15 protein-coding genes and 2 pseudogenes are annotated in these 17693 nt (G+C 73.1%); 8 read left to right on the top strand and 9 right to left on the bottom strand.

The features are described from left to right. Nucleotides 1-43: 43 nt before the first annotated feature. Nucleotides 44-609 (top strand): annotated as a pseudogene (locus ACGF8A_RS23440) (ABATE domain-containing protein); the annotation flags it as partial. A gap of 210 nt (nucleotides 610-819) precedes the next feature. Next, nucleotides 820-1317 (top strand): hypothetical protein, encoded by a 498-nt coding sequence (locus ACGF8A_RS23435; protein WP_393111285.1) that lies wholly within the window; start codon nucleotides 820-822, stop codon nucleotides 1315-1317. A gap of 4 nt (nucleotides 1318-1321) precedes the next feature. On the opposite strand, the gene ACGF8A_RS23430 is transcribed toward ACGF8A_RS23435, so the two are convergent. Together ACGF8A_RS23430 and ACGF8A_RS23425 are read right to left on the bottom strand one after the other, a co-directional pair. After that, nucleotides 1322-3295, bottom strand: a complete 1974-nt coding sequence (locus ACGF8A_RS23430) for an N-acetylmuramoyl-L-alanine amidase (protein WP_393111175.1) — start codon at nucleotides 3293-3295, stop codon at nucleotides 1322-1324. A 264-nt stretch (nucleotides 3296-3559) separates the two neighbouring features. Then, a complete protein-coding gene (locus tag ACGF8A_RS23425; protein ID WP_393111173.1) occupies nucleotides 3560-4741 on the bottom strand; it encodes an aminoglycoside phosphotransferase family protein in 1182 nt (393 codons plus the stop codon). Between the two features lie 244 nt (nucleotides 4742-4985). Here ACGF8A_RS23425 and ACGF8A_RS23420 point away from each other — a divergent pair, with 244 nt between their 5' ends. Continuing rightward, the gene (locus ACGF8A_RS23420) at nucleotides 4986-6479 is read left to right on the top strand and encodes a hypothetical protein (protein ID WP_393111171.1); all 1494 of its coding nucleotides are present in this window, start codon (nucleotides 4986-4988) and stop codon (nucleotides 6477-6479) included. Between the two features lie 39 nt (nucleotides 6480-6518). On the opposite strand, the gene ACGF8A_RS23415 is transcribed toward ACGF8A_RS23420, so the two are convergent. After that, nucleotides 6519-7946 carry a PP2C family protein-serine/threonine phosphatase gene (locus tag ACGF8A_RS23415; RefSeq protein ID WP_393111169.1) on the bottom strand — a complete coding sequence of 476 codons (1428 nt, stop codon included), beginning with the start codon at nucleotides 7944-7946 and terminating at the stop codon, nucleotides 6519-6521. A gap of 350 nt (nucleotides 7947-8296) precedes the next feature. Between ACGF8A_RS23415 and ACGF8A_RS23410 the strand changes: the two genes are divergently transcribed. Then, nucleotides 8297-8710, top strand: a complete 414-nt coding sequence (locus tag ACGF8A_RS23410) for an SsgA family sporulation/cell division regulator (RefSeq protein WP_393111167.1) — start codon at nucleotides 8297-8299, stop codon at nucleotides 8708-8710. 21 nt (nucleotides 8711-8731) lie between these two features. Here ACGF8A_RS23410 and ACGF8A_RS23405 read toward each other — a convergent pair whose 3' ends face one another. From ACGF8A_RS23405 to ACGF8A_RS23395, 3 genes are all read right to left on the bottom strand, one after another. Then, nucleotides 8732-9757, bottom strand: a complete 1026-nt coding sequence (locus ACGF8A_RS23405) for a Gfo/Idh/MocA family protein (protein ID WP_393111165.1) — start codon at nucleotides 9755-9757, stop codon at nucleotides 8732-8734. Between the two features lie 61 nt (nucleotides 9758-9818). Further along, on the bottom strand, nucleotides 9819-10913 hold the full coding sequence (locus ACGF8A_RS23400; RefSeq protein ID WP_393111163.1) for a chemotaxis protein: 1095 nt from the start codon (nucleotides 10911-10913) through the stop codon (nucleotides 9819-9821). Between the two features lie 52 nt (nucleotides 10914-10965). After that, entirely contained in the window at nucleotides 10966-12579 is a 1614-nt protein-coding gene (locus ACGF8A_RS23395) for an alpha/beta hydrolase (RefSeq protein ID WP_393111161.1), read from the bottom strand. A 313-nt stretch (nucleotides 12580-12892) separates the two neighbouring features. Here ACGF8A_RS23395 and ACGF8A_RS23390 point away from each other — a divergent pair, with 313 nt between their 5' ends. Continuing rightward, nucleotides 12893-13552, top strand: coding sequence for a chaplin family protein (locus ACGF8A_RS23390; RefSeq protein WP_393111159.1), 660 nt, complete (start codon nucleotides 12893-12895; stop codon nucleotides 13550-13552). A 143-nt stretch (nucleotides 13553-13695) separates the two neighbouring features. Here ACGF8A_RS23390 and ACGF8A_RS23385 read toward each other — a convergent pair whose 3' ends face one another. Then, on the bottom strand, nucleotides 13696-14052 hold the full coding sequence (locus tag ACGF8A_RS23385; RefSeq protein WP_393111297.1) for a hypothetical protein: 357 nt from the start codon (nucleotides 14050-14052) through the stop codon (nucleotides 13696-13698). 86 nt (nucleotides 14053-14138) lie between these two features. Between ACGF8A_RS23385 and ACGF8A_RS23380 the strand changes: the two genes are divergently transcribed. Continuing rightward, on the top strand, nucleotides 14139-14906 hold the full coding sequence (locus tag ACGF8A_RS23380) for an ArsR/SmtB family transcription factor (protein WP_393111283.1): 768 nt from the start codon (nucleotides 14139-14141) through the stop codon (nucleotides 14904-14906). A gap of 80 nt (nucleotides 14907-14986) precedes the next feature. Here ACGF8A_RS23380 and ACGF8A_RS23375 read toward each other — a convergent pair whose 3' ends face one another. Then, entirely contained in the window at nucleotides 14987-15427 is a 441-nt protein-coding gene (locus tag ACGF8A_RS23375; protein WP_393111157.1) for an SPW repeat protein, read from the bottom strand. A 122-nt stretch (nucleotides 15428-15549) separates the two neighbouring features. Here ACGF8A_RS23375 and ACGF8A_RS23370 point away from each other — a divergent pair. Both ACGF8A_RS23370 and ACGF8A_RS23365 read left to right on the top strand, forming a co-directional pair. Continuing rightward, nucleotides 15550-16037: pseudogene (locus ACGF8A_RS23370) on the top strand (MarR family transcriptional regulator). Nucleotides 16038-16200: 163 nt separating this feature from the next. Beyond that, nucleotides 16201-16368 carry a hypothetical protein gene (locus tag ACGF8A_RS23365; protein ID WP_393111155.1) on the top strand — a complete coding sequence of 56 codons (168 nt, stop codon included), beginning with the start codon at nucleotides 16201-16203 and terminating at the stop codon, nucleotides 16366-16368. Between the two features lie 259 nt (nucleotides 16369-16627). On the opposite strand, the gene ACGF8A_RS23360 is transcribed toward ACGF8A_RS23365, so the two are convergent. Continuing rightward, nucleotides 16628-17659: an acyl-CoA dehydrogenase family protein gene (locus ACGF8A_RS23360; protein WP_393111153.1), complete on the bottom strand. Its 1032-nt coding sequence runs from the start codon at nucleotides 17657-17659 to the stop codon at nucleotides 16628-16630. Between the last annotated feature and the right edge of the window lie 34 nt (nucleotides 17660-17693).

Here is a 17693-nt window from a genome sequence, read left to right as displayed (position 1 = left end):
GCGCCGCGAGCTGATGGTTCGCTGCCGCCCTGTCATCAGCCTCATGCGGGACCCGGCCAGCAGGGCCGCCCGGATCGCTCTCGACCTCGCCGGGACCGTCCGGCACGACGGGCACGGCGGCGTCGCGGGCTCACCGCCTGGGTGCGCGCCCACCCCGGCACCGAGCCGGACGCCGGCGTCTGCACCGCCGACGCCGGGACCCTCACCGCAGTGCGCGAGCTGCGCGCCGCCGTCCGCGCCCCCCTCGCCCGCGCCGTACGCCCCGCCGCGCCGAGCCCCGCCGACGCGGCCCTGCTGCCGCCCGTCACCGAAGCCCTGGCCCGCCTCGACGCCACCGCCGCCCGTACCCCCACCGTGCCCGTCCTGCGCCGGCCCGACGACGCCGACCCCGTCACGTACCACCGGCCCGCGCACGGCGAGGCCGATCTGGCCGCGCTGCTCGCGCAGGCCGCCCTCGCCTTCCTCGCCGGCCCCGACCGCAGGCGGCTGCGCGCCTGCCGCGCCCCGCGCTGGGCGCGCTACTTCCTGAAGGAACACCCGCGCCAGGAGTGGTGCACACCGTCCTGCGGCAACCGTGCCCGCGTCGCCCGCCACCACGAGCGGCACCAAGGCCCGCCCAGGCACTCCGCCCAGGGGTGCCCGGGCGCGCCGTCGGCCCACTGCGACGCCGTCGTGGCTGGTCGCGCCGCGCGGCGGCACCGCGTACCGACGCGGCCCCGCGCCCCTTCGGAGCGCTGCCCGGCCACGGCGGGCTCACCCGCCCTGCTGAGCCGCCCGCCCTCCCCGCGCCGACGACCTGCGGGCACGTACCATGGCGGCATGTCGTTCCTCCGCCGCCGCAGCGCCACCCCCGCCGGGCCCGACTTCGACGTGCTGGCCATGGACCCGGGCGACTGGCCCGGCAATCTGGGCGCGGGTCTGCTGCCCGCCCCCGACGGCACCTGCCAGGGCGTCTTCCTGCGCTACGACCTCTTCGGCGGCCGCGGCCCCGCGATGATCATCGGCAATCTGCCCGAGGGCTCCCCGGCCCGCGACGTCGTCGAGGGGCAGATCCCGTTCGAGGTGGCCCAGCTGCTGCTGGCTCTGGAGAACGACGAGGAGGTGACCGTCGCCGGGAGCGAGGACGTGCCGGTGATGCAGGGCGACAACCTCCTCATCGTGCGCCGCCTGAAGCTCTCCGAGAGCCGGATCTCCTGCGTGCAGTTCGACCGCAGCGACAACGTGCTGGTCACGATCGCCGCCTGGGACCGCCCCATCACCGACGACCTGTACGCCCTGCTGAAGCCGCTCCCGGCGGAGCTGTTCCAGCAGGGCTGAGCCACTACGGCGACACCTTCACATCGGCCGCCCGGACGAACGCGACCCGGTGGCCGAACTGGATCTCGTAGTACTGGTCCTCGCCCACGACGACCCTGTGCCCGCCGGTGGCGAAGGTGACCGCGTAGTAGTACTCGCCGGGCACCTTGTCACCGACGACGTACCTCTGGCCCGTGAGCAGCTTGTACGGCAGCGGGGACACCGACTGGGCCGGCACTCCCGCCGGGTAGGCGGACGCCTCCGGGTAGGCGCGGCCGTACACCGGGACGCTGCCAAGCCCGCTCCTCGGCGTGACGACCAGGCCCCTCGAAGGCACCGCGGCCGGGGCCTTCGCCGGGTTGCGGAACCAGGCCTTCTGGCCCAGGTACCAGATCGCCGTCCACTCGCCCTGGCGCCCGGCCACCGCGTACCGCTGCCCGGTCGAGACCCGTGAGCCGATGTCGTTGACGCCGGTCGTCGAGTCGCCGCCGCCCGGGCGCAGACCGATGTCCTTGATCAGCGGGTAGGTCTCGCCCGGACCTGAGTACAGGCGCACGGCGCTCGAGCCGTGGGGCGCGCACGGCTCGCCCGGGGTGCCGCAGCCCGTGTACTCCGGCCGGTGCCCGTCGTAGTCCGGCAGGATCGTCACCACGCCGCTGCCCGGCGGGGCGGTGGGGCCGAAGGGGCGGCCCAGCAGGGCGAAGTAGTGCCGCCAGTCCCAGTACGGCCCCGGGTCGGTGTGCATGCCCGGGATCGTCGCCGTGGTCGTCCCGGGCACGGTGTCGTGACCGAGGATGTGCTGCCGGTCCAGCGGGATGCCGTACTTCCTGGCGAGGTACTTCACCAGCCGGGCCGACGAGCGGTACATCGCCTCCGTGTACCAGGCGTCCGGCGAGGCCAGGAAACCCTCGTGCTCCAGCCCGATCGACTTCGCGTTGACGTACCAGTTGCCCGCGTGCCAGGCCACGTCCTTCGCCTTGACGTGCTGGGCGATGTGGCCGTCGGTGGACCGCAGCGAGTAGTTCCAGGACACGTAGGCCGGGTCCTGCACCAGGTCGAGGACGCCCTCCCAGGCGCCCTCCGTGTCGTGCACGACGATGTAGTCGATGCTCTGCGAGGCCGGGCGCCCGCCCAGGTCGTGGTTGCCGTAGTCGCCGTCTGCGAACTCCTCGTACGGCGCCGGGATCCACTCGCAGGAGACGGTGGGCGGGCATTCGGTGCCCTCGGCGGACGCCGTGCGCAGGCCCGCCCGCCGCAACGGGGCGGTGTCGGGGACGAGTCCGGGCCGCGCCGGCAGGGTGACCCGCTGCCCGGCGTCCGTGCGGCGTTGTGCACCGGCGCGCAGCACGTCGTAGACGTCGTTCGCGTACGTCGCGGCCGTAGCGGTGTCGTCGGCGCCCGAGAAGCGGGCCACCGCGCCGTACCAGTCCGCCGGGTCGTCGCTCGGCGGCCGGCCCAGCTCCCGCTGCGCGGCGGCGAGCAGCGCGGCGCCGCCCGCCACGTTCGCCGCCGGGTCGGTGCGCAGTTCCCCGGCGCTGATGCCGGTCAGCTCGGCGGCCCTCGTCAAGGTCCGCAGGCGGGGTGGGAGTTCGGCGTTCTGAGGCAGCTTCGCCTCGGGGAGCAGCGCCGGGCGTGCGTCGTCACCGCGCGGGTCCTCCGTGCCTTCGCTGTGATGCGGCGCGGTGGCCAGTGCCGTACGGGCGTCGGTGAGGTGCATCGGGCCGTAGCCGCCGGACACGCTCGGCGCGCTGCCGTGCGCGTCCCAGCGGGACTGGAGGTAGGAGACACCGAGCAGCACGCTCTGCGGAACGTCGTACGCGGCGGCGGCCCGCTCGAACGCCTTTTGCAGCCGGCTGTCCGGACGGCCCTCCGGTCCGGTGCCGGACGGGGCCGCGCCGATCAGCGGCAGCAAGAGCGCCGCGGCGGCCACGGTGCCGGCGGTCCGGCGCCGGCGTCTCCGTCCGGCCGCTCGTCGGGGGTCGGTGGCGGATCCTCGCAAAGCAGCCTCCTGGGACGGGTGAGCGCGATGAGCCGTGCGGGGCCGGGCGTGACAGTGGTACCGGCTCTCCGACGATCCGTCAATCATGCGACCAGTGACGCGAATTCCCCGGTCAGGGCGGGGTGCGAGGAGATTCGTGGCGGCGGCCGACGGGCCTGCGGGGCGTCAGTGGCGTACACCAATGGGGCACGCCCCCGGGCCCCGGACACGACGAGGTCCGCGGTGCGCCGCTGTCCCGGGCACACCGCGGACCGTCATCCCCCTTCAGCGAGTGCCGACCGCCGCGCGCACGGCCCGGCGGGCCAGCTGGCAGTCGTCGTGCAGCCGCCTCAGGAGCAGCCGCTGTTCCTCGCCGGACGGCGCAGCACCCGGGTGGGCCGCTCCCGGTGCCGCGGGGGCCGTGTCGTGCATCGAACGCTGCACGGCCGTCTCGTACGTACGGATCTCGCGGGTCAGTACGAGCATCAGATTGACCAGGAACGCGTCCCGCGAGGCCGGCCCCGCGGACTGGGCGATCTGGCTGATGTGCCGCCGCGCGCCCGGCGCGTCGCCGAGCACCGCCCACAACGTGGCCAGGTCGTACCCCGGCAGGTACCAGCCGGCGTGCTCCCAGTCCACCAGAACCGGTCCCGCGGGCGACAGCAGGACGTTCGACAGCAGCGCGTCGCCGTGGCAGAACTGACCCATGCCCTGCCGGCCCGCGGCGAGCGCGATGCCGTGCAGCAGCTTCTGCAGGTCGCCCAGGTCCCGGTCGGTGAGCAGACCCAGGTCGTGGTAGCGCGAGATGCGGGCCGCGTAGTCCAGCGGCGCGTCGAACGTGCCCGCGGGGGGCCGCCAGGCGTTCAGCCGGCAGATCGCGGTCAGCGCCTGACGGATGTCCGCGCGCGGCGGTGCCTCCGACGGGTGCCGCTGGAGGGCCGCGGCCCGTCCCGGCATCCGTTCGATGACCAGCGTGCAGTTGTCCGGGTCCGCCGCGATCAGCCGGGGCACCCGCGCGGGAGGGCGGTGCCGGACGAACGAGCGGTATGCCGCTATTTCGTGGCGGATCCGCTCGGCCCATGCCGGGGACGGGTCGAGTAAGCACTTGGCGACGGCCGTACTGCGGCCGGTGGTGCCGACCAGCAGCACGGACCGTCCGCTGCGCCGCAGCACCTGCACGGGGGCGAACTCCGGGCAGATCCGGTGCACCGACGCGATGGCGGTACGCAGCTGGGCGCCCTGCGGGCCGGACAAGTCGAGTCTCCCGCTGAGCGGTTGGGTGCCGAGCCCCGCGGGGCGCCGCGTCCGGCCCGCGCCGAGCACGGGGGCCGTCGGGCGCGCAGGGGCGAGGTAGGGGCCGCCGCCACCCGGCAGGGGGAGCTCTCCCGGCCTCTGGGAGGCGGGAGCCGCGGGGCGCGGGCGCAGCGGCCGGGGCGGGGCGGACACGGAGGACGATGCTGCGTACATGGGAGAGACAGATCCCTTCGTGTGCCTGCGAAGTCGTTGCGCCCCCGTCCCGACCGCCCGGGTGCACCCTGGGGAATGCACCGGCCGTATCCAGCAGGCGACCGGGTCGGGGTGGCGCGTTCCTACCTGACACCCGATGCGCGGTGGCACACCATCTGGCGCACCCTGGCGAACCCTGGCGAATAGTCGCCCGGCAACCTGCCCCGGGCTACTGTCAACTCAGCCGAGTACCTGGGGGCTTGATGTGAGCGGACAACCCAACACCCGACTGTCGGACCTGTTCGGCCTGGCCGGCTGGTCCAAGGGAGAGCTCGCGAGGCTGGTCAACAAGCAGGCGGCGGCCATGGGCCACCCCCAGCTTGCGACCGACACCTCGCGGGTACGGCGGTGGATCGACATGGGAGAGATCCCGCGCGATCCGGTGCCGAGGGTGCTGGCGGCTCTGTTCACCGAGCGTCTCGGCCGTGTCGTGACCATTGAGGATCTTGGTCTGGTCCGGCACGGGCGTGCGGGGAAGCGGCAGGCCGGCGGGAGTGCTGAACATCCCGACGGTGTGCCGTGGGCGCCCGAACGGACCGCCGCGGTCCTCACCGAATTCACGGGAATGGACCTCATGCTCAACCGACGCGGCTTGGTGGGCGCGGGTGCCGTGCTCGCCGCGGGATCCGCACTCAGCAGCGCCATGTACGACTGGCTGCACACCGACCCGGCCCTGGCGGCCGACGCTCCCCACTTCGACGACCCCCTGCACGCCGACCCCGCCGGGTTCGACCGCTACGAGGCCGCCCCCATCGGGTCGCAGGAGATCGAGGAACTGGAGCGCTCGGTCGAGGTGTTCCGCGCCTGGGACGCGGCCCGCGGCGGCGGGCTCCAGCGCAAGGCGGTCGTGGGCCAGCTCAACGAGGTGGGCGGCATGCTCGCCTACCGTCACCCACCCCATCTGCAGCGGCGCCTGTGGGGCGTCGCGGCCAACCTCGCCGTCCTCGCGGGCTGGATGTCGCACGACGTCGGCCTGGAGCCCACGGCCCAGAAGTACTTCGTCATCGCCGCCCATGCCGCGAGAGAGGGCGGCGACCGGCCCCGGGCGGGCGAGGCGCTCTCCCGGGCGGCCCGCCAGATGGTGCACCTGGGCCGGCCCGACGACGCGCTCGACCTGATGAAGCTCGCCACGTCAGGATCGGGGGAGGAGGTACTGCCCCGCACCCAGGCGATGTTCCACACCATCGAGGCCTGGGCGCAGGCGTCCATGGGCAGGAGCCAGGCGATGCGCCGCACCCTGGGCCAGGCGGAGGACCTCTTCGTCTCCGACAAGGGGGAGGTGCCTCCGCCGAGCTGGATGCAGCTGTTCAACGAGGCGGACCTGTACGGCATGCAGGCCCTGGCCTACCGCACTCTCGCGGAGCACGAGCCGGGCGCGGCGGCGCACGCTCAGCACTACGCGGACAAGGCACTGGCGCTGCGGGTCGACGCCCAGCAGCGGTCGAAGATCTTCGACTTCCTGTCCATGGCGTCCGCCTGCTTCATCGCCGACGACCCCGAACAGGCGGACCGGTTCGCCCGGCTGGCGCTGATGTCGATGGGGCAGAACTCCTCGCGCCGTACCTGGGACCGGCTGCGCCAGATGTACCGGCTCACCGCCGAGTACGCCGAGTACCCGAAGATCCAGCAGCTGCGGGAGGAGATCCAGCTGGCGCTGCCCAAGCCGAAGGGAAGGGGCGGCAACAGCTCAGCCGTGTAGGGCCACTGCCCCTGCTCCCTGTCCTGTCTTCCCTCTTTCCTACGACGTGACCCTGGCGATCAGGACACAGGCGTCGTCCTGGCGTGCGGTCTCGCCGAACTGCTCCACGACCATCCGCACGCAGTCCTGTGCGGTTTCCGCCTCGGCGAACCGTGGGGCGAGGTCGGTGAGGCGGTGGGTTGCGGCCGTGCCGCTGCTGCCGGGCACCAGCCCGTCGGTGTGCAGCAGCACCAGGTCGCCCTCCTCCAGGGCTTCCTCGGCCTCGCCGTAGGCGGCACCCGTGGTCGCGCCGAGCAGGACACCGTCCGGTGCGCTCAGCCTGCGCCCCGTCCCGTCGCGGAACAGCAGCGGGGCGGGGTGTCCGGCCTGCGCCCACACCAGGGTGCGGGTCCCGGGGCGGTAGCGGCAGCAGACCGCGCTGCCCAGGGCCGGCTGGACGGTGGTGTCCAGGAGCTGGTTCAGCCAGGCCAGCAGCTTGCCGGGACCGGTGCCCGCCATGGCCATGCCGCGTACCGCGCCCAGCAGCATCGCCATCCCCGAGGTCACCGCGACGCCGTGGCCGGTGAGGTCGCCGACGCTCAGCAGCGTCTCGCCGTCGGGCAGTTCCAGCGCGTCGTACCAGTCGCCGCCGATCGGTTCGCCGGGCGCGGCGGGCAGATGGCGGGCCGTCAGGTCCAGGCTGCTCGGGCCCTGGCGCGGGAGCCGCAGGGTGCCGTGCCACGGCGGCAGCACGGCTTCCTGCAGCTCGACCGCAAGCCTGCGCTCGGTCTGCGCGACGTGCCGGCGGCGCTGGAGCGAGTCACGGGTCTCGCTCACCGCCTGCTGGCTGCGGCGCAGTTCGCTGACGTCGCGCAGCACGGCCCACATCGAGGCGGTGCTTCCGTCGGCGCCGAGCACGGGCTCGCCCATCATGTGCACGGTCCGCATCTCGCCGTCCGGCCGTAGGATCCGGAACTCGCCGTCGATGCGCTTGGCGTCGACCAGGCAGTCCGTGACCATCGCGGTCAGCTGCGGCCGGTCCGCGTCGAGTACCAGTGAGGGCAGCTCGTCCAGGGTGAGCGGGGGAGCGGAGGCGTCGCGGCCGAGGATCTCGTAGAGCTCGCCGGACCAACTGGCGTGGTCCGTCAGCAGGTTCCACTCCGCGCTGCCGACCCGGCTGAGCAGCGACTCGCCGGTGACCGCGGGCACCGCCGCGCCGGCCGGTTCGGCGTCCTGCGCTCCGGTGACCGGGGGCGGACCGTCGCGCAGCTGGGCCAGGTGCTCGTCGAGGTCGTTGAGCTGGTGCAGCGCGAGGTCGTAGAGTGCGCGCTGCCAGCGGTCCCGTGGATCCGAGCCGTCGCTCCGCGCGTCCCGCCGTACGGCGTCCATGTCACCCTTGAGCCGCCGCGTCTGCGATATCAGCGCGTCGACCGCGCCGCGTCCTGGCGGCTGGGCGGCCGGGTGGTCCGCGGAGAGATGGGACGGCATGACGCACTCCGATGCGGGGACGGTACGACAAGGCTGGCGGTGGGACCGTTACGACTGTTGCACAGCCCGCGACGCCCTGTAAGGGATTTGGCAGCACACGATACGGTGGTGCTCCTGGCATATGCCAGCGTCTTCACGGAGTGCTTGCCGCGTAGTCGGGGCCTACGCGTCCAGGCGGGCAAGTCGTAGACCACGTACGCGAATTGACGGAACGTCCGGCTCGGCGGCATGCGCTCAAGTGGGTGTTCGTCGCATGTCTGTTCAAGGGTGTACGTGAGAGGCCGGAACGAGCTCGTAAGAGAACCGGCATGGAAAACCGGCCGCCCTCTCGCCGCAGTGGAGACCGAAGCATGGACATCACCCTCCAGCAGCCCGCCCGCGCCCGGCTGATCACGGCGGAGGAGCGGGAAGTCCCCGTCCCCGTCACCCTCCGCTACCTGTCCTCCGACCCCCTCGCAGTGCACTTCGACTTCCCGCCCGAGGCGTGCCTCGACGGTGACGCGCTCAGCTGGACCTTCGCCCGGGCACTGCTTCAGGAGGGGGTGCACGGCCCGGCAGGCAGCGGTGACGTGCAGATCTGGCCGTGCGGCCGGGCCCTGACGGTGCTGGAGTTCCACTCGCCGTGCGGGCTGGCGCTGCTCCAGTTCGACACCTCGGCCCTGCGCCGCTTCCTGCTGCGTACGTACGCGGTCGTCGCCACCGGCCAGGAGGACGTCGGCGGGGCCGTCGAGCGGGGCCTGAGCAGCCTCTTCGACGGGGTCTGAGAGGCCCGGCCCCCCCCGGCGTCAGCCGGCCGCGTCCGCGTACAGCTCCGGGCGGGTGGCGAGGTCGACGGTCACGCGGCCGCCGCCCTCCAGCGCCCGGACCCCGGCCTCGGCGACGGCGGAGGCCGCGTATCCGTCCCAGGCGCTCGGGCCGGTGACCCGGCCCCGCCGGGTGGCGTCGACCCAGGCCTGCACCTGGTGGTCGTAGGCGTCCGCGAACCGTGCGACGTAGTCCTGCGGCACCTCCTCACGTGCGCCGCCCTCCGCCGTGACGCGTATGGTGCGGCCCTCCCCGATCCGGGCGCTGCCCGACTCGCAGACGGCCTCGCAGCGCACCTGGTAACCGAATCCGCAGTTCACGAAGACCTCCACGTCGACCAGCGCGCCGCCCGCCGTCTCGAGGAGCACGAACTGCGGGTCGAGCAGGCCCTCGGGGGCGTTCGCGGCGGGCCGGGGACGCACCACGGTCACGGCGGTCAGCTCCTGCCCGAGCAGCCAGCGCGCCGCGTCGATCTCGTGCGAGACCGAGCTGTTGACCAGCATCGCGCTGGTGAAGCCGGGCGGCGAGGAGACGTTGCGGTGGACGCAGTGCAGCATCAGCGGCCGCCCCAGACGGCCGCCGTCCAGCAGGGACTTCAGCTGCCGGTACTCGGCGTCGTAGCGCCGCATGAAGCCGATCTGCGCCAGCCGCCGGCCGAGCCGCGCCTCGGCCTGCACCACCCGCAGCGCCCCCGCCGGCTCGGGCACCATGGGCTTCTCGCACAGCACGGGCAGGCCCCGCGCGAAGGCCGCGTGCAGCCCCTCCTCGTGGGCGGGCCCGGGGGAGGCGATCAGTACGGCGCCGACGCCCGGCGCGTCGAGCGCCGCCTCCGCCTCGGCGTGCACCGTGACCCCGTCGATACCGGCCGCCGCCTCCTTGGCCCGTGCCGGGTCCGGGTCGGCCACGGCGGCCACCCTGGCTCCGCTCACCACTCGGTCCAGCCGGCGTATGTGGTCGGCTCCCATGTGACCCGCGCCCAGTACCGCCACGCCCAGCAGCTCGCCCACGTGCGCCCTCCCTTGTCGCCGGCTGTTCCGGCGTAGCGTAGGCGCAGGGGCGCGGTCGCCGTCAGTAGCGCAGCACGCCCGCGATGCCGCCTGCGTCGGCCAGGGTGCCGTCGGGGACGAAGCGGACGTCGGCGCCGGTCTCCAGGCACTGTTCCACGATCTCGTCCACGATGTCGTCACGGGCGTCGAGATCCTCGGTGGAGGCCGGGACCAGGTGGTCGCCGTCGTCGCGCACGGTCACGCGGTAGTTCTCCTCGACGGCCAGCAGCCGTACCCGGGCCTCCCGGGCGCTGTGCCAGACCTCGTCGACACCGGCCGCGAACTCCTTGCGCCCACGGGCGGATTCGAGCTCGTTGGTCACGGTGTCTATGGTCCTCAGGTCCTCGGCCTCGACCACCGTGCGCACCGCCTGCCACACGGCGTCCGGAGTGCCCTGCGCGAGACCGCCGTGCGGGATCTGCAGGGCGTGCCGGGAGGCGTCTCCGACCTCGTCGAGGCAGGACAGCGCGGCCTGCTCACCGGTCACGTACAGCGGTCGCGGGCGGTCCCGGAGCAACGCGCCCAGCGCGGTGTCGGCCTCGCGCAGGAAGTGCCGGGTGCCCTCGTCGCGGAACGTGCTCGGCATGTCGCCGACCCGTTCCAGGCGTTCGGGATCGAAGTTCTCCGCCCGGCGGGTCATCGGGAAGCCGCCGCTGCGCTCCTCGGTGACGCGGCCCCCGCTGCCGTTCCAGAGGGTGGCGCGGTCGGCCGAGACCGACAGCACCCAGAACGGCCGCTCGGACACCTGGGCGGAGACCAGGTTGCGGGTGAGGAAGGTGTCGGAGAGCACCACCCGCTCGGGCACGGAACGGGCGAGCGACCACACCTGGTGCTCGCCCGGGGCGGCGAAGATCACCAGGCCGTCCTCGGAATGGGTCAGATCGACCTCGCCGAGCGCCTGGTCCAGCTGGGCCGCCACATCGGCACGCCGCTCCCGGGTCACCGCGGGATCGGCCTCCAGCTGCCTCTTGGCCTCGGACACCACATTGCGCAGCCGGACCCGGTCCTGCGCGTTGTACGGCTCCCTGCGGTGGGTCGGCGTCAGCACGGACACCGCCGGGTAGGGGCGCGGCCGACGCAGCTCGGACAGGGTCGTGGGACTGAGTGCGTGCTCCATGACACGACCATAGGACCGATTTACGTATCGGGCATTTGGGGCAGGATGATCGTCATGGAGCGGCTCCCGCGCTGTCCTCGGAGCCGCAGGAGCTGCCGTTCGGCGGCAGGTTCCCGTACAGCAGGAAGTCGTCGACCTTGCCGTGCACGCACTTGGACGACATGTAACCGGTGTGGCCCTCGCCCTTGTTGTCGAGCACCACGGCCGACGGTCCCAGCCGCTTCGCCGTCTGCACGGTCCAGCGGTACGGCGTCGCCGGGTCGCCGCGGGTCCCTACCAGCAGCATCTTGGCGGTGTCGACGTCCTTGACCTCGTTCCGGATGAAGTCGGTGCCCTTGGGGCGGCCGTAGCACAGCAGGACCTGGGTGAGGCGGAACGGGCCGAACACGGGTGACGCCTCCTCGTACGTGGCGCGCAGCCGGTCCAGGTTCCCGGTGATCTGCCGGGCCGTGGGGCGGTCGGGGTCGTCGGCGCAGTTGACGGCCATCAGCGCGGCCGGAAGGTTGTCCAGAGGGACGTTCTCCTGGTCCACGAGTCCGCGGTCGCCGGACGGCGAGGCCACCTGGCGGCCGTGCCGCAGGCCCGGGACCGCCATGCCGCCGGTGGCGAAGGCCTCCACCCCCCGCGTGTCCCCGTCCTCGACGAGCGAGGCCAGGGCGCGCTCCAGCGACGGCCACATCTGCCTGCTGTAGAGCGCCTGGCTCAGCGCGCCGACCAGGTCCTGGCCCGTGAACACACCGCTGAACGCCGTCGGGACCGGATCCTCGTCCATCGACCGGACCAGGCGCACGACCTCCTCCCGCGCGACCCGGGCGTCCTGGCCGAACGGGCAGGCGACGTCCTTCACGCACCAGCGGATGAAGTCGTCCAGCGCGGTCTGCTGTCCCGCCGCGCCCGCCACGCCCTGCTCGGCGAGCGACTCCGTCAGCGTGTCCACGCCGTCCATCGCCATCCGGCCCACCTTGTCGGGGAACTGGGCCGCGTACACCGCGCCGAGACGCGATCCGTAGGAGAAGCCGAGGTAGTTGAGCTTGTCGTCGCCGAGGGCCTGGCGTACGACGTCCATGTCCCGGGAGACGTTCACCGTGCCTATGTGCCGCAGGACGGGCCCGGAGTGCTCGGCGCACTCCTCGGCCGCCTTCTTCAGCTGCTTCAGCACCGCGTCCGGGTCGCGGAGCGTCTCGTCGGTCCCGGCCGTCAGCTCCGCGCCGGCGTACGGGTTGTCGCCGCAGCTGACCGGGGAGGACCGGCCGACGCCGCGCGGATCGAAGCTCACCACGTCGTAACCGTCGGTGAGGCTCATGAAGTCGTCGCCGCTGTGGGCGAGTTCGCTGACTCCCGGGACTCCGGGGCCGCCGAAGTTCAGCAGCAGCGAGCCGCGTCTGTCGCCGCTGGCCCGGTACCGGGCCAGGGCCAGGTCGAGCGTTCCGGCGCCGGGCCGGGCGTAGTCGAGCGGGACGGTGACCTTTCCGCACTGCAGGTCGCGGGGGGTCGCAGCGCCCTCGCACTTCTCCCACACGACCTTCTGCCGGTAGAACCGGGTCAGGTCGGGCTGGGGGTCGTCCGCGGCCGTCGTGGGCACGCCGGCGCCCAGCATCGCCAGGCCGACGGCTCCGGCGACCGCGTGGCGTCGCACCGCGCGCCGCGGTGACAGCTTGGCCAGCATCGATGCCTCCAGGGGGCCCCGCTGGGGAACCGGTGTACGGCGCCCTCGCTCACGATAAGCGGCGCTCGCGGGGGCCGCCTCCGGGCCGACGGGGCGCGTGGGGCGGCCCTGCCTGCCCGGCTCACTCGTCCGGTACGGACGGTTACGGAGGGTGTGCAATGGTTCGGACGTTTTTACCGCCAGTTCGACAAACCTGACACTCGGCAGGGTGATAGGCGGGTGAAAGACGGATAAGCCATAACTCGGATGGTTCACCTGCGTTCTATGCGGTGCGGGTGAGTGCCCGCGACCACGTCTGGAAGGCAGGGACCCTATGAAACGGGTTACCCGAAACGGTGTGATCGCCGTCGCCGCCGTGTCCGGCGCGATGGCTGTGACGTTTCCGGCGCACGCCGACTCGGCGGCCGACGGAGCCGCGGTCGGCTCACCAGGGCTGATCTCCGGCAACACCATCCAGCTCCCGGTGCACGTCCCGGTGAACGCCTGCGGCAACACCGTGAACGTGGTGGGGCTGCTGAACCCCGCCGCGGGCAACCGCTGCGCCAACACCGGCGACGCCCGGGAGGAGGGCCCCGGTTCGGGGGCCGCCGCGGGCGGGGGAGCGACCGCCACGAGCAGCGGAAAGGATTCGCCCGGCGTGCTCTCCGGCAACGGGGTGCAGCTCCCGGTGCATGTGCCGGTGAACGTCACCGGCAACAGTGTGAACGTCGTCGGCGTCGGCAACGGGGCCGTCGGTAACGAGTCCGTGAACACCCCCGGCGACCGGCCGGTCCGTCCCGAGCGGCCCGTGCGACCGGCACCCGAGCCGTCGGTGCCGCCCAAGGCCCTGCCGAAGCCGGTGGTCCAGCACGCCGGGCCCGGCCTCGCCGAGACGGGTGCGGACGCGACCCTGCCCACCGCGATCGGTGCCGCGGCGCTGGTGCTGGGCGGCGCGGTGCTCTACCGGCGGTCCCGGGCACGGGTGGTGCGCTGAGACCACGTGGCTTGCCGAGTCCGTGCGGCTCGCCGAGTCCGCGTGTCCCGCCCGGTCCGTCCGGCCCGCTGAGCCCCTGTGGCTCCCGGCGCGCGCCAGGAGGCCCCATCGGTGGCCGATGCACCGATGGGGCCCGGCCTCGGTCACGGGCGCCCGTCGGGGCGGCTCAGCCCCCCCGCGCGGTGGAAGCGCCGGTGCAGCTCCCGCACCGCGTCGGTGAGCTCGGGAACCGGCCCCTCCACGACCACGCCGGGCGCCACCTCGTTCACCGGCAAACTCCGCACCGGAGGCGGCGGTACGCCCAGGTCCGCCAGCCATGCGGCATCTCGGCTTCGCTCACCATGGCGTACGGCCGCCTCCTCGGTCGGTGACGTCCACGCCCCGAGCACACCCAGGGCCGCGTCGAACGCGGCCGCGGCACCGGCGACGACGCCCCGTGTCGGGGGACGGGCGCCTCGGTCGTCCCGCCCGCGCCGGTACCGGCGGTTCGAACTGCGCAAACCCTCCTGCGGGACTCCGCGCGGTTGACATGCAGGCAATTGGCTGCATAACTTTGAGTGTGCGATCAGAAGACGACGACTTCCGGTTGGACAGGGTCTTCAGGGCCCTGGCCGACGAGACCCGCATGCGCCTGCTGGACCGGCTGCACGAGGACAACGGGCAGACGCTCGGCGAGTTGTGCGAGCGCATCGAGATGACCCGCCAGTCGGTGACCCGGCACCTGGCCGTCCTGGAGGACGCCAACCTGGTCAGCACGGTGCGGCGGGGCCGGACGAAGTTGCACTACCTCAACCCGGTGCCGCTCCACGAGATCCAGGAGCGGTGGATCGACAAGTTCGAGCGTCCGCGCCTGCGTGCGCTCGGCGCCGTGAAGCGACAAGCCGAGGAAGCCATGGCCGACAAGCCCACATTCGTGTACGTCACCTACATCGCGAGCACCCCGGAGAAGGTCTGGGACGCGCTCACCGACGCGGACCTCACCGCCGGCTACTGGGGGCACAGCAACGTCTCCGACTGGAAGCCCGGGTCCCGCTGGGCGCACGTCCGCACGGACGGCTCCGGCGTCGCCGACGTCGTCGGCATCGTCGCCGAGAGTGAGCGCCCCACCCGGCTGGTCACCACCTGGGCCGCCCCCGAGGACGAGGCGGACGAGGCCAGGCACTCCCGCGTCACCTTCGACATCCGGCCGCACGGCGACATCGTCCGCCTCACCGTCACCCACGAGGACCTCGCCGACGAGGGAGAGCGCGCCGCTGCGGCGTCCGGCTGGGCCGCCGTGCTGTCCAACCTCAAGTCGCTGCTGGAGACCGGCAGTCCGCTGCCGCAGGAGCCGTGGCTGGTGCCCGGCGACTGAGACACGTGAAACGGCCGGTCCGCCAGGCACGGCGGGCCGGCCTCGGTGCTGTTCATCGACTCCCTTCCTGTCGGGGATACCTATGGCTTGGGGGCGCTCTTCGCAGCCGTACCGGCGCACACCAGGCCCAGGATCACGGCCAGAGCGCCGATGATGACGTTGTTCCAGACGACGCCCGCGTCCGGGCTCGCGCCGACGATCCACGGCGAGATGATCATCCACACACCCAGGGCGCACATGGCCCAGCTGAGGCCGTACATGCGCTCGGGTGCCCGTGTGAACCCGAGTGCCAGCAGACCGATCGCGATCCCGATGATCAGGTTGTGGGTCGCGAGTGAGGGCTGGCCGGTGGCGTAGTGGATCACCCAGGGGGACACGGCGCAGTACAGACCGAGCAGGAACACCGGTCCGTCCACGAGTGCCACGTCGCGGCCGCCGAGCACACGGGCGTAGCGAGCCCGCATCTCGTGGGCGTCGGGGTGGCCGGTCATGTCACCTCTGGTGGGCTGGACGTTGGCCATGACTCGTCTCCTTCTGACTTCGCTGGCCAGACCGCGGCTGGTGCGGTACGCGGTAAGCGCGGTGTTATGCACATTCTGCTCTTATTTGGCCTTTATGTGTAGAGGTCGCCACTCTGATCATCATGGACAGAATCGATCATGTGCGGCGCGGGTGCGCGGCGGCCCCCGGGGGCCTCGACCTGCGGTACCTCGCCGTGCAGTTGCGCCGGATGAACGTCGAGATCGACCGCCTGGTCCACGGGTTCGCGGGCAACGGCCTGAACGCGACCGACCTACAGGCACTCGCGGCCGTCCTGGACCCGACGGGCCCATGACGCCGGGACGGTCGCGCGAACACCTGGGACTCACCTCCGGGTCCGTCTCCGCCTGCGTGGAGCGGCTGGAGCGCGCGGGGCTCGTCCGGCGGGTCCGTGGCGGCGACGACCGCCGCGTGGTCCATCTGCGCTACGTCTGCGCCGCCCCTTCGACGGGCCCCTGGTACTGCCGGCCGCTCGCGGAGGCGACCGCCGCCACCCGGGCCCCCTTCTCCGAGGCCGAACTCACGGTCGCGCTGCGCCTTCTGGCGGCGCGGAACGAGGAACTCTCTCTGCACCGGGCCTCCGCCGGCTGAGAACGGGGGCGCCCGGCCGGAGCGGGACACCCGCCCGTCACCGCCTGTTGCGTGCGGTTCACGCGGATGTACATGATCGCGGGGATCGAGGGCAGGCGAATCGTACGGGAGTTGCCCGCGTCCGTCGAGGGTTCGGCGGGAGGACGTGGAGGTGTCTGCGGCTATGAGTGCGAAGGTGATGGAGCGTTTTCCCGCCGGAGCTCCGCGAGGATCGTGGCCGGCGGAGGAGTACGCCGCCGCGCTGCGTGCCGAGGGGGAGCCGGCCACGGTGGTGATGGACCTGAGGCAGGACGCGTTCCTCGTGGTGGTTCCGGTGCGAGACGAGGACTGACCGCCGGCGGCTGTGCGTGCCCCCGGGGCGCACGCCCGGCCGGCGGGCGCACATGGCGGTGAACTGGGCCGGCCGGCGGGTCGAGCACCCCGAGCACGGCGAGCTCCGCCTCGGCCGTCTCAGAGAGCGGCGCCGGCCTGTGCCGCCCGCTGCCGCCACCTGACAGCCCCGCCCGGCGCCGCTGTCCCGCGCCCGCGCGTGCCCGTCGTGTCGAGGAGTGCGCCCACGCCGGCCCTCCACGCCGGCAGCCGCTGGGGCGTCATGAGGCCAGGGCGTCGAGGTGCGCGCGCCGCGACTGCGCCGTCTGACCCTGGACCAGCAGGAACATCGCCTCGCGGGCGAGCCGCTGGGCCTTGCTGGTCACGGCCATGGACCGGCCGCCCCCGGACACCACGGCCGCCGTGGTCGCCGCGCGCATCACCTCGTACGACCGCAGCCTGAGCGCCAGCCGCTCGTCCAGGTGCTCGTGCGGCGCCGCCTCGTCGGCGAGCGCGTAGGCGCGACTGCGGATCTCGGCGAGACGGGCGCGCAGCGGCCCCGCGACAGCGTCGTCCACCAGGCCGAGAGCGGCCTCGGTGACACCGAACACCGCGGGGGAGGCGGCCACCGTCTTCGGGCGGTCCCCGGCGGCCCACTGCTCGTAGGGTGTCCGCACGGCCACCGCCTCCTCGGGCAGCCACATCCCGTCGAGTTCCAGCGACACCGTGCGCGCCGCCGTGAGCGCCGCGAGCCGCATGGGAGGCGAGGCGCGCATCCCCGGCCGCTCCCGCGCCTCGGTGAACGCGAACAGGGCCTCGCCGCCGTCGGTCACCCCGGCGAGCAGCATCACGTCGTTCAGGCCCCACCCGGTGTACCAGGGCACCGTCCCGTCGAACCGCCACCCGCCCCGCTCGCGCACCACCCGCACCGGCGTCCGGGGATGGGCCCGCAGATGCGCGTAGGCGACGCCGGAGAGCAGTTCACCGCGGGCCATCGGTCCCAGCAGCCGCTGCCGTACCGGCTCCGCGCCCTTCACCAGCGTAGCGACCGGCGTGTGGTGCTGCGTCTGGACGAACCAGGTCGAGCAGCAGGCCCCCGCCAGGATCTCCGCGGTCTCCCGGGCCACGCCGGCGGGCGCGGCCGACCCGCCGTACTCCTCGGGCGCGCCGAGCCCCAGCAGCCCGGACCGTTTGATCGCGGCGATGTGACCGGCCGGCACCTGCGTCTGGTCCACCCTTTCGGCGTCGGGGGAGAGGAGGCCGTCGGCCAGCTGCCGGGCGCGGACGACGAGCGGGTGCGGTGTGGTGGTCATGGGAAGGATCTTCCGCTGCCGTGGCGCGGGGTGT

Source organism: Streptomyces sp. NPDC047706, from assembly GCF_043204795.1.
Lineage (GTDB): Bacteria > Actinomycetota > Actinomycetes > Streptomycetales > Streptomycetaceae > Streptomyces.
Note: the sequence above shows the minus strand (reverse complement) of the source record. Positions and strands in the feature narration are given on the sequence as shown.

Coding starts and splice junctions, on each gene's coding strand:
- ACGF8A_RS23435 (WP_393111285.1), top strand. CDS start 820: ATGTCGTTCCTCCGCCGCCGCAGCGCCACCCCCGCCGGGCCCGACTTC.
- ACGF8A_RS23425 (WP_393111173.1), bottom strand. CDS start 4,741: ATGTACGCAGCATCGTCCTCCGTGTCCGCCCCGCCCCGGCCGCTGCGC.
- ACGF8A_RS23415 (WP_393111169.1), bottom strand. CDS start 7,946: ATGCCGTCCCATCTCTCCGCGGACCACCCGGCCGCCCAGCCGCCAGGA.
- ACGF8A_RS23410 (WP_393111167.1), top strand. CDS start 8,297: ATGGACATCACCCTCCAGCAGCCCGCCCGCGCCCGGCTGATCACGGCG.
- ACGF8A_RS23400 (WP_393111163.1), bottom strand. CDS start 10,913: ATGGAGCACGCACTCAGTCCCACGACCCTGTCCGAGCTGCGTCGGCCG.
- ACGF8A_RS23395 (WP_393111161.1), bottom strand. CDS start 12,579: ATGCTGGCCAAGCTGTCACCGCGGCGCGCGGTGCGACGCCACGCGGTC.
- ACGF8A_RS23390 (WP_393111159.1), top strand. CDS start 12,893: ATGAAACGGGTTACCCGAAACGGTGTGATCGCCGTCGCCGCCGTGTCC.
- ACGF8A_RS23375 (WP_393111157.1), bottom strand. CDS start 15,427: ATGGCCAACGTCCAGCCCACCAGAGGTGACATGACCGGCCACCCCGAC.
- ACGF8A_RS23365 (WP_393111155.1), top strand. CDS start 16,201: ATGAGTGCGAAGGTGATGGAGCGTTTTCCCGCCGGAGCTCCGCGAGGA.
- ACGF8A_RS23360 (WP_393111153.1), bottom strand. CDS start 17,659: ATGACCACCACACCGCACCCGCTCGTCGTCCGCGCCCGGCAGCTGGCC.